The sequence below is a fragment of the Trichocoleus sp. FACHB-591 genome (genome assembly GCF_014695845.1).
Classification (GTDB): domain Bacteria; phylum Cyanobacteriota; class Cyanobacteriia; order FACHB-46; family FACHB-46; genus Trichocoleus.
This window is the reverse complement of record NZ_JACJPA010000023.1, coordinates 22,587-36,949: the sequence shown is the minus strand read 5'-3', so window position 1 is coordinate 36,949 and position 14,363 is coordinate 22,587. Positions and strand designations below refer to the sequence as shown.

Below are 14,363 nucleotides of genomic sequence, written 5' to 3'. Positions count from 1 at the left end.
GTGTTCATGGCGCGGTGGAACCACACTGACCCATCCCGAACTCAGAGGTGAAACGCTGTAGCGGCGACGATACTTTGGGGGCAGCCCCACGGGACAATAGCTCGATGCCAGGGCAATAATCAAACACAGAGAAGAGAGAGGAGTGCCTATGCAACCTCCTCTCTCTTCTCTTCGGACATGTTATTCCTAATTTGTATGTTTTTTCTCTCTGTGGATGGCTATTTCGAATCTCTTACTTCGAACTATTTGTTTTGCAGTAACGAGGTAAATACTGCAATTGTGATATCGTGCTTCAATTAAAAGCTTTTCATAAGTTGCATGAGATTTTTTGCTCTTGCCAAAGTGGGTCTTTTGGTCTCTGGATCCGCTTTAACGATCGCTGGTTGTAATTTTGTTGACTCAAGCCCTGAGTCTTCAACCTCAACAACCTCAACAGTTAGAAACCGATCAGCTACTTTGACAATATCAGCGGCGGCTAGCCTTACTAATGTAATGGAAGAAGTAAGGTCGCTTTGGCAGCAAGAAAACCCGGAAAGTTTTTTAACTTTTAACTTCGGTTCTTCCGGAGCCTTGCAGGCTCAGATTGAGCAAGGTGCTCCTGTCGATATTTTTGTATCTGCTGCAACCAAGCAGATGGATGTTTTGCAGAAGCAAGGATTGCTACTAACCAGTACTCGAAAAAAATTTTTAACGAATCAAGTGGTCTTGATTGAGCCGAAAAATGTGTCGGTTTTGAAAGATTTCAGCGACCTCAAAAATAGAAGTGTTAAACGTTTAGCGATCGCAGATCCAGAGAGTGTACCAGCTGGGATGTATGCCCAAGAAGTTTTGACCTGGCTGGGGATTCTTGAATTAGTTAAACCAAAATTAGTTTTAGCGAAAGATGTAAGACAAGTTTTGAGTTATGTGGAAACGGGGAATGTAGATGCTGGAATAGTTTACTTGACGGATGCTAAAACATCGAGACAAGTTAGGATCGTAGCGATCGCGCCTGAACAGTCTCATTCTGCCGTTAGTTATTCTGTAGCAGTGCTAAAAGATAGCAAAAATGTAACTGCTGCTCAAGAATTTGTACAGTTTTTATCCAGTCCACAGGCTAAAGCTGTATTTCAAAAGCATGGATTTGGCATTGCCAGCAATTGATGTTTTTATTGCAGGAGATAAAGGCATCATGACATGGCGTTTGACTGGTCTCCTCTGGAGATTTCTCTAAAGACTGCTGCTGCGGCTACTATAATTGCTGGTTGCTTGGGGACAGTAGTAGCCCGTTGGATGTTTAGTTACCCAGGCAGGGCAAAACCCTGGTTTGATGGTGTACTGACGCTGCCTTTGGTTTTACCACCTACTGTCGTTGGTTTCTTGTTGCTGCTGCTATTTGGTAAGCATGGGCCGATAGGGCAAGTTCTACAACCTCTGGGTTTGAACGTGATTTTTTCCTGGTCTGCAACTGTAATTGCGGCTACTGTGGTCTCGTTTCCTTTGATGTACCGAACTGCACTAGGTGCTTTCGAGCAAATTGATTCTGATCTGATTCAAGCCGCGCAGACTCTTGGGGCTTCAGAGTGGGGGATCTTTTGGCGGGTACTATTGCCTTTGGCTTGGCCAGGCATGATAGCGGGCAGTATTTTGACCTTTGCACGCGCGCTAGGAGAGTTTGGTGCCACTTTGATGTTGGCAGGCAACATTCCTGGAGAAACTCAAACGATTCCTACCGCTATTTTCTTTGCAGTCGAGCAAGGGAACAGGTCTCAGGCTCTAGTTTGGGTAGTAGTGGTGGTAGCGATCGCGCTAGTGACCATTGCTAACCTAAATTACTGGTCTCACTATCGGCATCGGTTCAGGCAACAGCCAACAGTCCAACCGCAAGGGCATTCCGCCAACATAACTACTCATTTGGCCAGGGGTGCTACACGACCCACTGTAGAAGCAAAAACTGCATCCTTGAAACCGGAACTAGCGATCGCCATCTCCAAGCAGTTAGCTAACTTCTCGCTTAACGTTAGCTGTACAGCCAACCAAAAACCACTAGGACTCTTAGGAGCTTCAGGGTCTGGCAAGAGCTTGACTCTGCGCTGTATTGCTGGCCTAGAGACGCCATCGAGTGGGCGTATTGTATTGAATGGTCGAGTGTTATTTGACTCAGAGCGGGGCATTAATCTTCCTAGTCGGCAGCGGCAGGTTGGCTTTCTATTCCAAAATTACGCGCTTTTTCCTCACCTGACAGTTAGACAAAATATCGCCTTTGGGCTGTATACGTTGCCTGCAAGCGAACGTGCGGATAGAGTGGCTCGGCTGCTCAGTGTGATGCAACTACAAGGGTTAGAACGCCGATATCCGCAACAACTGTCGGGAGGCCAGCAGCAGCGAGTCGCCTTGGCTAGAGCCTTGGCGATCGCACCGCAGATTTTGCTTTTAGATGAGCCTTTTTCGGCGTTGGATACTCACCTGCGCAGTCAATTAGAGAAGCAATTACAGGAGATTTTAGCGAGTTATCCAGGTATTACTTTGTTTGTAACCCACAACTTAGAAGAAGCTTACCGGATTTGCCAAAACCTAATGATCCTAGCTGCTGGGCAGGTTGTGGCTTCTGGCCCTAAAGCAGAAGTCGTGGAACGGCCAACTAAATTTGTGGTGGCTCAGCTAACGGGTTGCAAAAACTTTTCCCAAGTGGAAATAGTTGAAACACAACTGATTCGAGCCGTCGATTGGAATTGCCTGCTAAGGGTTGTGAAGCCGATTCCATCTGACTTATCTCTGGTTGGTATCCGAGCTCACCACATTATATTTACCAATGCTCCTGAGCAGAGCAATTCCGCGATCGCTCCGGATAGCAGTAACACTTTCCCTTGTTGGTTAGTTCAAACCAGTGAAACGCTACACCGAACGACGCTCTACTTGAAGCTGCATGCGGCTCCCAGCGATGACCAGGACTATCATTTACAAGCAGAGGTGTTCAAAGAAAAATGGTCTTCACTTAAAGAGCAGCCCTTGCCTTGGTACATCCATTTAGACCCTTTGCGACTATTTTTAATGACGGGGTAAGCCGCATTAGTTACAACATGGAGGCAATATGTAACGGTTGTGCCATCGCCGATCGGAGCGTCATGATGATGCTACAGCCCTAAATTTCGCGCTCTACAATGACTCCTGACGAAATAACTAATGCCTTAACGAACTTGTTTGGCGCTTTAGCTCAAAGGTTAGAGCCAGAAGCCTGGCAAGTCGAAACCACAAACTTCCGCCTCCTAGTTTTGCTGTCACAAGACCACACTTGGTTAAGAGTGCTCTTGCCGATCGCTCCTGCTCAGGAAGCGCAAGCTTTAATACCACAACTGCTAGAAGCTAATTTTGATGCCACTCAAGAAACCCGTTATGCCCTGCACCAAGATATTTTGTGGGGGGTGTTTCAGCATCGTCTAGAAAGTTTGGCGATCGCAGACCTAACAGCAGCGATTCAGCGTTTGCAGTCCCTACATGAACAAGGTTTAGCCAAACCTTTCAATGACCTAGTAGAAGTCCAAATTCGCCAAATTATTCATGTCGCCAAACTCCAAGGACAGTCATTAGAAGCGACTCTGCAAACGTTAAATCGTTTCTATGAGGAAGGATTAATGGGAGATTTGGAGCAGGGAGCTAGTAGCCGCGAAGAAGTACTCGCAGCTTGGAAGCGTCAACTAGAGCGTTTGTGGCCTGAGGTCGAGTCTTAATGGATATTGTGCAGGTTCTACGTGAGGACTATGAGCGGTTTCCGGTGAACCAAACCTATAGCATCTATGCAGAAAAAGTCTTTTTTCAAGATCCGCTTAATCGTTTTCAAGGGGTAGAACGCTACAAGCAAATGATTGCTTTTCTAGAGCGATGGTTTGCGGACCTCAAAATGGATCTGCATGATATTCAGCAGAACGGCAACTCGATTAGAACCGAGTGGACGCTGAAGTGGCGATCGCCCTTGCCTTGGCAACCCAGGATTGCTATTACAGGTTGGAGTGAATTACAACTTGATGCCAGTGGTTTAATCGTGTCCCATGTGGATCATTGGCATTGCTCCCGTTGGGATGTTTTAAGACAGCATTTCTGGACAAGGGATGAAGCATAAATATGTGCCTTTAGCACTTCGGTAGAGCGACGTGAAGTTAAGGTTTTACCCGGATTTTTGGGGCAGGCAGAGTAGTGTCTAATTAAGGTTTAGCGAACACAAGCTGCTAGGAACAACCTTGGAAACGGTTGGTCTAAAGATTGCAGTGGCAGAGCTGGGATCTGCCTTTTGTGTGATTTGTAACACCTGACAAATCTTTTGGTATCGGTTACATCTAGCCACAGTGCCTTTGTCCTGCAAAAATATGACGTTGATTTGCCGGGAGCATCACCTGGGCTCTCAAGCTGCCAAAAATTTCTCTCACGGACACGGAATTATTAACTTTCGCTTCCGTTTCGCTATTGGTCTGCCCTTAGGATTGATGGCGCTGCTGTGGTCCCATTCAGCGATCGCGCAGGACTTGAGCCATTCTCCACAATCGCTAGCGTCTGGGGCAGGATTGTTAGCGCTTAACTCTAGAGAAGCACAATCACCTGAGCCAGTTTGTCAAACCGATGACAATCTCAGAACGTCAACTCAGCTAACTACTTGGATGGGGAATTTGGTTAAGGCTTCCACCTGGGTAGGTGATCCGGAAGTTGGTTTAAGTCATTTAATTCAGGACTTAGGACCGCAACTGATAAGCTATCTCAATCCTAGCCCTTGGCCACAGATCAGCGATCGCGCTCAACAGGCCAGAGTCCCCGTGATGATGTATCACGATATTCTGCCAGAAAAGCAAGTTTTCTTTGATGTAACGCCGGAAGAGTTTGAGCAACACCTACAACTGATTCAAGAGCGTGGGCTAACCCCGATTAGTCTCGATCAGCTAACCACGCATCTACGAACTGGGTTGCCTTTACCAGAAAAGCCTATCTTATTAACCTTCGATGATGGCTACAAGGGACACTACGAACACGTTTACCCCTTACTCAAAAAATACGGCTACCCAGCGGTATTCTCTATCTATACTGCCAAGGTTGGTAAAAAGCTGGGGCGCTCTAGCCTGAATTGGGAAGAGTTGCGCCAAATGGCTACTGATCCCTTAGTCACGATCGCAGCTCATAGTGTGACTCATCCGCCAGATCTCACCAAGCTCACGGATGACCATTTGGCCACTGAGGTAGCCGAGTCGAAACAGCTTTTAGAAGCTGAATTAGGCATGCCGATTCGTTACTTCACTTACCCAGAAGGTAAATATGATCAGCGAGTGGCTAAAGTGGTTCAGGAAGCGGGCTACCTAGCAGCCTTCACAATGGATGATGTGGATGAGCGCTTTGCAGGTGAGTCGGAGAGCTTGTTGGCGATCGCTCGCTTTGGGCAGTCTCGACTCCCCGATATCATTGACCAGGCTTGGGGTGGATCTCCCCTGCCCAGTTGGAATCTGGGATTTGATTTTTCTGCGCCAGTGCAACTCACCGAAACAACAATTGACGAGACACCTTTCCGGTTAATTTCCGGGGGTAAACCGATCACGATTCATGCCAAGAGTCGTTACCAGGTTCAAGAAATTCTAGAAGGAACTCAGGCGATCGCGGCAGTAGATGGGGGTTTCTTCTCGCTCAGGTACTTGGACTCCAACGTGATGATCGGCCCTGTCATGAGTCAAAGTAACGGGCAATTCGTCCCAGGCAATCACAGCGACAATCCCAGGCTGAAGGGACGGCCACTAGTGGTCATGGGTCCTCAAGCGGCTAAGTTTATTCCCTTTAACCCAGACAAGCACAACAGTTTAGAGGGGGTGCAAGCAGAATTAGCAGGTGTGACAGATGCTTTTGTCGCGGCGGCTTGGCTAGTGAAAGATAGCCAACCTCAACCTGCTAGTACTTTCAATAGCTTGTTCGATTTTGATGCCGTGCGTCATCGAGCCTTTTGGGGCATCAATCAAACCGGGCAACCCACCATCGGAGTTTCAGTAGAGCCAATTGACTCGGTTTCTTTAGGAATTGCGTTGGTAAAGGCAGGCTTTCGCGATGCAGTGATGCTAGACTCTGGTGCCAGCACCTCACTCGCTTACAAAGGTGAATCGCTGGTGGGGTATATTCCTCGCCCTGTGCCTCATGTGGTCGCGCTCGTACCCTCTGACGCAGAAGCTAAAGCAGCTTGTACACTGGCATCTCGATAATTGATGGGCGATCGCCTGAACCTTTCCATAAAAAAGCTGGATAGCATTAAAAACTACCCAGCTTTTTTAGTTAAAAGTCGAACCTGTTAATTAAACAGTGACAGCTTTCTTGGTAGCGCCACCCAGTTCGCCTTTGGCATACTTAGCAGCAAAATCATCCAGAGAAACAGGCTTGATCTTGCTAGCTTGACCCGCAGCACTAAAGGCTTGGTAGCGCTCAGCACAAACGTTTTGCATGTACTTGATAGAAGGCTTGAGGAAGTGGCGAGGGTCGAATTCCTCAGGCTTAGAAGCTAGGGCTTCACGGACCGCAGCAGTGATCGCCAAACGGTTGTCAGTGTCGATGTTGACTTTACGCACACCGCTCTTAATACCCTTTTGAATTTCTTCGAGGGGTACACCGTAGGTTTCAGGAATCTTACCGCCGTACTGGTTGATCAGCGCAATTAGATCTTCAGGTACAGAGGAGGAACCGTGCATTACCAAGTGGGTGTTGGGCAAGCGACGGTGGATTTCTTCGATGCGGCTGATGGCGAGGATTTCACCAGTAGGTTTGCGGGTGAACTTGTAAGCACCGTGGCTGGTCCCGATCGCAACTGCGAGGGCATCAACACCAGTTTGCTCCACGAAGTCTACTGCTTCATCGGGGTCGGTCAAGAGTTGGTCATGGGAGAGGGTGCCCTCAAAACCGTGTCCATCTTCTTTGTCACCTTGGCCCGTTTCCAGAGAGCCGAGGCAACCCAATTCACCTTCAACGCTGACGCCAATTGCATGAGCAACTTCTACCACTCGGCGAGTTACTTCAACGTTGTACTCGTAGCTGGAAGGGGTTTTAGCGTCAGCTTCCAGAGAGCCGTCCATCATGACGCTGGTAAAACCATGACTCATGGCTGAGTAGCAAGTCGCAGGGCTATTGCCATGATCCTGGTGCATTGCGATAGGAATATCAGGATAGGTCTCTACCGCAGCCAAAATCAGGTGGCGTAGGAAAGCTTCTCCAGCATATTTACGAGCGCCACGAGAGGCTTGCAAAATCACAGGGCTATCGGTTTCATGGGCAGCCTGCATGATGGCTTGAATCTGCTCCATGTTGTTAACGTTGTAGGCGGGAATGCCGTAACCGTTTTCAGCCGCGTGATCCAACAACAGCCGCATGGGTACGAGCGCCATAGAGAGTCCTCCTAATTACTTCGTCGTTAGCTAGCTAGTTTTAGACGAGCTCAATTCTTACGTTAATCTTAAGACACTTTGTGCTTGTAAATAGAGGAAGTATTTCAAGATTCACCCTGAACCCTTTTTACTAGGTCTATAAGATTTGTTTATCTTTCTTTTTATGGGTCGCCCGGGACTCGAACCCGGAACAAATCGGTTAAAAGCCGAGTACTCTACCATTGAGTTAGCGACCCGTTCAGTTGCGCCTGTCTCAGCGCCGTTTACAACAATAACACAGCCTTCCTGAATTTAGAAGATATTTACCAAGGAAAACGTAAATTTCTTCAGATTATTTTTAGATCGCCTGCCTAGCTTGAGATGCAGCGCTGAAACTACAGAAATTTAGCCGTGAGTTGGACCGTTGTATCTAAACTCGCACCGGGGGCTAAGTGGGTCAGGCGATCGCCCGTATTCAGGGCATTGCGTCCCGCAGTCCAGGGCTCTAGGCAATAGAACTCTTTGCCTTTTACTGTCCAAAAGACCACAGTGGAGTAGGGGAACTCGTAGCTGAGCGTCAAATGCACCCCCTGGCTGCGATCGCTGGCTGTGGCTGAACGACGTGAGAGCTCCCGGAACGCCACATCAATTTCATCGCGCTCAAAATCGAATTGGTTGCTGAAGGATTCGACGGCTTGCGATCGCTGATCGAGTAAGTCGGTGGCAGGAATATCGAACTGGAGCTGAGTTTTATCTGAGGTTACAAAGTAGGGATGTAGCCCCACCGAGAAAGGCATGGGTTCATTAGAGCGATTCTCAAACCGCTGATGAATCTCTAGGGTATGCCCTTGCAATTTGTAGGTGAAGGCGACTCGAAACTGGAAGGGATACACCGCCAAGGTTTGCTCATTGCTCTCTAACGCCAAAGTCAGGCTGGCTAAATCTTGCGTTTCCTGTTCCGTTACTTGCCAAGGTAAATCACGGGCAAAGCCATGCTGCTTCAGAGTGTAGGTTTGGCCGTTGTTGTTGTAGGTGTTGTTGGGCAGATTGCCACAAATCGGAAACAAGATCGGGATGCCGCCCCGCACAGTTAGTTCGGGATTGGCGAATCGTTCAGCATCTAGATACAGCAGCTCTTGGCCTTTCACTTGCCAACTGGTAACAATACCGCCCCGCTCAGGCACTATTTCTAAGCGAGAGTTGGTGGCTTGGTCATAGAGTAGATAGGTTTTGTATTGCCGCTGTTCAGTTGCGATCGCAAACACAGTGATTGACTCCTTGGTTTGGAATGAGATCTCGCTCAGCTCTGCAAATCTACTCTGGGCGCTCCGCGAATGGGGTGACTAGAGGTGTTGCTGGTTGCTGATGGCGACTTGCTGCTGTTGATAGAACTTGGGATGGAGCAGCAGTAGAAGTAGGGAGGGCGATCGCCGGAGCTTGATGTTCTAGGAGAGCAATGTGCTCGCGAGGATGCTGTTTAGGATGTGAGGGTGGCTCGAATGGTTTTGGCTCAGATGGTTCTGCCTGAGGCAATACAGGTTCCGGGGAAGAATTTCCTTGCTGCGAATCTGGTGCTGTGGTTGGGGCAATCGGAACTGTCTCAGCAGGATTGGTAATGAACGGCTCCAGGCGATCGCTGGGTGCAGTCGTGGGCGCAATTGATGGCTCAGCTTCCAGGGGTGTGGAATCTTCTGGAGAGGTGGTGAAGGGCTCTAGATTGTTATTAGGCGGAGCTGATGGGAGTGAGGGTTCCGCGTTTTCAGGAATAGAGGTATCGTCCGCAGGTGCCTCTACAGGATCAGTAAAGGGTTCTAAACCCTCGTTTAGGGTTGGACTAGGTGCGGGTGTCTGATTCAGAGGACTAGAAGTATCACCGTTTAATGGTTGAGAAGTATCACCCTCTAGGGGCGACGACTCAAAGGGTTCAGTGCTGTTTTCAGGCTTTGTAAAGGGTTCTGCCTCGGGTTGAGAGTTGAGAGGAGCACCAGGGTCAGGAGATGTATCATCGCTAGGGACAAGCTCGTCAGGCGGTTCTGATGGGTCTGGTGTCAGCGGTTGCCAATAATCATCTGGTTCCTGACGGTGTGGGTAAGTATAGCCACTCTCAGGCTCAGAGTTCAGCTCTGATGGCTCAGATTCGGTCGGTTCAAGCTCCGCTGGCGCAGATTCAGATGGTTCCGAATCTAGGGATGGGTTGGACCTGTCTGGCTCGAAAGCATCTGGCTCGAAAGCATCTGGCTCAAAAGGCTCAGGCGTAGTGGAGCCATCAGGCCAAGCATCGGTTGGGTCTGGAGAGGGGGCAGCAGTCGGTTGAGAGGGTAAAGATTGCCAGTTGTCGGCGGGTTCTGGGTTAGAGAAGCTAGGGCTTGGCTCTGAGTCGGGGAAAGCAGGAGCGCTATTACTGGGTGCAGTATCGGGTGCGAAAGGTTGTGAGTTAAGTGGAGTAGCAGGGTTGCTGGGTCGCTCATCTGGTGAAGCAGGTAGGTCGTCAGGAGCTGAGTCTGGTGCAGTAATAAAAGAGTCAGGTGACGTTGTCTCAGGTGTAGATTGTGGCGACGGAGCAACATCTGTCGTATCTGGGTTGGGAGATGGTTCGCTGAAAACCTCTGACTCTCCTGGCTCAACCACTTCAGAACTACGGGCATCAAGAATAACGGAGGATGGCATCGGTTGAGCAAAGAGGCTCGATCGCTCACGAATTTGATTGAGGATTTGCTCACCGCGATCGCCAGACACAATCCGGGGTTGATACTGCGTTACCTCAACTGGCAAAAATTCCACCTTCATTTGCTTGTCCCGCAAGGCAACTTTTAGCACCGCTGTATCGTAGTCGCTGCGGGAATTGCCGCCAAAAATGAAGTTGCCTAGAGAATAGACAATTGGTCGTCCCTTATAAATTTCCGCTCCTTGCAGGACATGGGGATGGTGCCCCACAACCAAATCAGCTCCTTTATCAATGGTGTGGTGTGCTAGCTGAATCTGCATATCTACGGGATACTCAGCTAATTCCTCGCCCCAATGGTAATTTACAACGATCCAATCAACCTGCTTACGAATAGCTCGAATATCCTCGGCGATGCGATCGTTGCGGGTGGGATTGGTACCCGCAGCATCTATATCTGCCGCATGAAGGTCTGCATCGTAATAGCCGAGATAAGCAATGCGCTGCCCCTTCACTTCTAAGATTTCTGGACGACGAGCTTCTTTAATATCTCGACCCGCCCCAATGTGATGAATGCCCGCCTGCTCTAGCGTTTCTAGCGTTTCTATCAACCCCGATGCTTCGTAGTCCATCGCGTGATTGTTAGCCAGAGTCACAATGTCGATGCCGCCATCCGTCAATACTTCTACTGATTCTGGGTCAGCCTTGAAGTTAAATTGCTTATCTGGCAGTGGCGTGGTGGCGCGAGTTAAAGGATTTTCGAGATTCACCATCGCTACGTCTGCTTGGCGATACTCCTTCATGTCGGCGAAGGCCCAATTGTAGTCTTGACCAACTAAATCCTCGAAGGCATCAGATAGGGTGACATCCCCCCCAAACATCAAGGTGACGGCTGGGTCATCAGGATTGAGTAGGTTTTGGTGCTGCACCACTGGAACTGTTTCCAAGGCAGCACGGATCGCATTCGGTCGGTTGGGTTCAGACCTCGTGAGTGTGGCTTCGGGGGTGCGGCCGTTGGCAGAGGCGATCGTTGGCTCGGTAGGAGTTTCGTTATAGCTGAGCAGACAACCCAAGACAAACGCTGCTACAGCAGAACCACTGAGCAAGAGAGAACGAGCTAGTTTCAGATAAACACGCTGGTCTAGCAGTTGTTTGACAGATATGGATTGAGTTGCTGCTTGAGAGCGGCTGGAGGGCTGACGGGGGCGCTTTTGGCGTCTGCTGGAGGTGGCTAAGCGAACAGATTGTTGCCAAAGAGTTTGACTTTCATCTGCGAAGCGAGCCGCAATTCTGACTCCTTCGATAAAGTCTAAGTTGAGCTGGCAGAGACGATGGCAAATGAAGCGGACTAAGCGATCGCGCTCTGGAATGCGATCGAACTCGACGGTAATGTGTAGGCAATTAGAGCGAGTGGGTCGAATGGAGGCGTAGACCCCTTGAGGAACTAAGTAGCTATTCAGCCAATAGGCGATCGCTCGAACATTACCTTCTCGTGCTAACTCCAGCACGGAAGGTTGAGATACACGATTAGAATAAGCCATCCTCTTCACTCCTCAACATCAACTGCCACCGTTACTTCCCGTTGCACCCACAAATTGGCAGATGATTGACCCTATCTTATCGGCATTAAATCATTAATTACTCGGACGGGAAACCTATTTATAGCTTTAATCCAGAATAGTTAGCCCCGATAGAACATATGGTTCACGCTATTTTGGCTTCATAGATGCAGCCCGCACTTCCTAGTTAATGTTAGTTGTCAGTGATAGTAATCACAAGCTTATAACGTTTAGGGTCACAGGTTATAGTCGATCTCAATCAACTGTTAGAACTCGAAAGTACCTGATAGTAAGGGTGGCAGTAAAACAGTCAGGATAATTCGTAGCTATGATCCATACGCTCGTACAATCTGCTTTCCAGACAGGCTGTCTCAGCGTGGCATCTGAGGGGTTAATCCGCCAAGTATTGTCAATTGGAGGCTATAAAGCTGCCGATTTAGAGGTGTTAGAAAAGTTATACAGTGCCGTGGATGCTGGAGTCATTAAGCGAGAAGCTCCTGGAGCCGTTGAGATGCCATTGCAACGTCTACGATCTGTGGCACAACGAAGATAACTCTCGACTGAGACACGAGCTAGTAGGGAATAAAGTTTTAATTTGTGGCTAAAGTTAGGGTGAAAAAGGCTCTGGCTTAAAGAGTCATAAACCTAAAATTCATAGGATTAAACTGCTATTGGACAACTAAGCAATTCTAATTTTGATCTAAATCAAAACAGATTTCTATCCGATCTTGACCACAGTCTTTCCTATGACCCAACAGATACCAAGCCCCTAAATCAGGGGCTTATTTTTTTAGTTACGAGTCTTCAGTTTTTGTTGCCTCTGTTCCCAGGCTCGTAGAATATGGGCCATCGTTACCTTAATCTCCAACGAATCTGCGGCTGCGTAAAAAGTCGCGGCTTGGGCGATCGCGCGAATTTCACCTCCATTTAGAGGCAACTTGTGAGCTAGAAACTCCCAATCAATGCTGGAATCAAGGCCGATCGTACTGGGAAAAACTTGATGCCATAACTTCAAGCGATCGCCTGGCGTGGGGAGCGGGAATTCTAAAATTTGGTCAATTTCCTGTCGCCAGTGCCAACGCACCGATTGCAACAACGGCACGCTGAATAAGGTGATGCCTCGCTGCTGCTGACGTTGATGAATCAGTTGATGCAGGTCTGCGGTCGCTAAGGGAGCAGAACGCCCCAGCCAGAGCGGTGCCGACTTAATCAGCAATACCGTGGGGCTGTGTTCATGAATTTCCTGAAGCAACCTGGGAAACTCGGCGGGCGGCACCAAGGCTAGGTCAGTCCAGAAGAGAGAAGTTTTTAATTGTTGAGCGATCGCCGCCGCTGCCATAGTTTTGCCTGTACCCGCCGCTCCTACCAAAATCGCCACGGTTCCAGGTAGCGGGGGAGGGGTAGAGCAGCTAGGTTGTAAATCGCTCCAAACTGCTTGCACCTCGGACCACAGCTCTACCCGCCGCCCTAAATGCTGCAAGGTTGCCAAAAGCGATCGCGGCAAAATCAGTTGCGTCCAGTCAGGTGTAGCTTTTTCTTCACGAAGGTAGCGGGGCAGTAGAACGTGAGTATGAGGTACAGGGTGCAGCTGAGGAAGCTGAGCAGGTTGAACTAAAACCTCTAACGTTTGCGGCTGGGGTTGCTCAGCCAATAAATAATTCACCAAGTCATCACTCAACTTCAGCCGCCGAGTGAGTAAGGTTTCCTCGCCACAAGCCACCATTTGCAGCAAACCCTGCTGAATTAAGCCAGAGTTTACAGTCAGGTAAGCCCGACCCGTTTGCCATTCCTGGTCATTACGACACAGCAACCGCAACACCAAATCGACGGTGGGTAAATCAGGGCAGCCACAGGTGCTAGAAAACTCAACCGAAACTCGTGCTGCTGAGCTAGATTCGTGGCTTTGGAGATAGTTGTAGAGCTTAGCGTAGCGACGATTAATTTCTGGAGCCAAGCTAAACAGAACCAAGTTCTTTTCAAAGGCAGTGAGCTTGAGGCGATCGCGCAACTGCGGTAAACCTAGAGCCACGCCCTGCTGCAAACTAGCCTGAATTCGCGCCTCCATCTGCTGCTGATAGCTGGTTGCAGTACCACTGCGATTGGTAGGACGCGGACGAGTTTCATCATAACCAGTCGTACCGTCTAAGGCGACTAAACCTTTCCACCAGTGGCTTGTGGCTCGATCAGCCCGTGACTGCGCCACTCGATCTACTGTTTTTTGCTCTTGACGCTGTCGAGCGATCGCCACACTCAAGATGCGATCGAGCCAAGTCAGTTCTGCTTTTAGGTAGGCCCAGTTATTCTGAAACACCTCTGCTGGATCACTCATGATTCATCACCCGGATGAATTCCAGGGGTAAACCATCGGCATCGGCAATGAAGGCAACCTCATAAACGCGATCGCCAATCATTTGTTGGTTGGGTTCCAGTAGCACCTTGAGGGGTGAGATTTGCTCAGGTTGAGACTCAGCCGCCTCAGCAAATTTGGCTTGCAAATCCTCTAGCCACTTGGGCAAATCCGTAGTGGTATCGGTGAGGTCAAAAGAAAGGTGATAGTACCCGGTGTAGTGCTCGTCGTTAAAAGCATCAGCGACGGGACGCGGCTCTGGAATTTGAATCAATTCAATCCGTCCGCTCAAGCCTGACATCCAGCAAGCCAGCGTGTAGCCCGTGGTGAATCGTTCATTGACCACAAACCCTAACTGCTCGTAAAACGCGATCGCCCGATGGATATTGGCAGTCCGAATAGATGCGTGATGCATGGATGATGAAGTTCAGCGCCCAGAGCCGTTA

At 49.1% G+C, this 14,363-nt stretch carries 11 protein-coding genes, 1 tRNA gene and 1 rRNA gene; 7 read left to right on the top strand and 6 right to left on the bottom strand.

Annotated features, from left to right (window positions below; translation table 11 throughout):
- The 6 genes from rrf to H6F90_RS03545 form a co-directional block, all read left to right on the top strand.
- Positions 1-113, top strand: a 5S ribosomal RNA gene (gene rrf / locus H6F90_RS03570); the annotation flags it as partial.
- A 205-nt stretch (positions 114-318) separates the two neighbouring features.
- A complete protein-coding gene (gene modA / locus H6F90_RS03565; protein WP_190550274.1) occupies positions 319-1,143 on the top strand; it encodes a molybdate ABC transporter substrate-binding protein in 825 nt (274 codons plus the stop codon).
- Between the two features lie 33 nt (positions 1,144-1,176).
- Complete coding sequence (gene modB / locus H6F90_RS03560) at positions 1,177-3,042, top strand: molybdate ABC transporter permease subunit (protein WP_190550272.1); 1,866 nt, start codon at positions 1,177-1,179, stop codon at positions 3,040-3,042.
- 98 nt (positions 3,043-3,140) lie between these two features.
- Positions 3,141-3,707, top strand: a complete 567-nt coding sequence (locus tag H6F90_RS03555; protein ID WP_190550270.1) for a hypothetical protein — start codon at positions 3,141-3,143, stop codon at positions 3,705-3,707.
- Positions 3,707-4,096, top strand: a complete 390-nt coding sequence (locus H6F90_RS03550) for a DUF2358 domain-containing protein (protein WP_190550268.1) — start codon at positions 3,707-3,709, stop codon at positions 4,094-4,096. Before H6F90_RS03555 ends, H6F90_RS03550 begins: the two co-directional genes overlap by 1 nt.
- A 244-nt stretch (positions 4,097-4,340) precedes the next feature.
- Positions 4,341-6,200, top strand: coding sequence for a polysaccharide deacetylase family protein (locus tag H6F90_RS03545; protein WP_242024317.1), 1,860 nt, complete (start codon positions 4,341-4,343; stop codon positions 6,198-6,200).
- Positions 6,201-6,290: 90 nt separating this feature from the next.
- On the opposite strand, the gene fba is transcribed toward H6F90_RS03545, so the two are convergent.
- The 4 genes from fba to H6F90_RS03525 all read right to left on the bottom strand — a co-directional run bounded on the left by fba (position 6,291) and on the right by H6F90_RS03525 (position 11,552).
- Positions 6,291-7,370 (bottom strand): class II fructose-bisphosphate aldolase, encoded by a 1,080-nt coding sequence (gene fba, locus H6F90_RS03540; RefSeq protein ID WP_190432357.1) that lies wholly within the window; start codon positions 7,368-7,370, stop codon positions 6,291-6,293.
- A 164-nt stretch (positions 7,371-7,534) separates the two neighbouring features.
- Positions 7,535-7,606 (bottom strand) — tRNA-Lys (locus H6F90_RS03535).
- A 138-nt stretch (positions 7,607-7,744) separates the two neighbouring features.
- Complete coding sequence (locus H6F90_RS03530) at positions 7,745-8,614, bottom strand: aldose epimerase (RefSeq protein WP_190550266.1); 870 nt, start codon at positions 8,612-8,614, stop codon at positions 7,745-7,747.
- A gap of 49 nt (positions 8,615-8,663) precedes the next feature.
- Positions 8,664-11,552 carry a CapA family protein gene (locus H6F90_RS03525; protein WP_190550264.1) on the bottom strand — a complete coding sequence of 963 codons (2,889 nt, stop codon included), beginning with the start codon at positions 11,550-11,552 and terminating at the stop codon, positions 8,664-8,666.
- 346 nt (positions 11,553-11,898) lie between these two features.
- Here H6F90_RS03525 and H6F90_RS03520 point away from each other — a divergent pair, with 346 nt between their 5' ends.
- Positions 11,899-12,123: a hypothetical protein gene (locus H6F90_RS03520; protein ID WP_190432362.1), complete on the top strand. Its 225-nt coding sequence runs from the start codon at positions 11,899-11,901 to the stop codon at positions 12,121-12,123.
- 237 nt (positions 12,124-12,360) lie between these two features.
- Here H6F90_RS03520 and H6F90_RS03515 read toward each other — a convergent pair whose 3' ends face one another.
- Positions 12,361-13,899 carry an AAA family ATPase gene (locus H6F90_RS03515; RefSeq protein ID WP_190550262.1) on the bottom strand — a complete coding sequence of 513 codons (1,539 nt, stop codon included), beginning with the start codon at positions 13,897-13,899 and terminating at the stop codon, positions 12,361-12,363.
- Positions 13,892-14,332, bottom strand: coding sequence for a VOC family protein (locus H6F90_RS03510; RefSeq protein WP_190432366.1), 441 nt, complete (start codon positions 14,330-14,332; stop codon positions 13,892-13,894). The genes H6F90_RS03515 and H6F90_RS03510 overlap by 8 nt, the downstream gene beginning before the upstream one ends.
- Between the last annotated feature and the right edge of the window lie 31 nt (positions 14,333-14,363).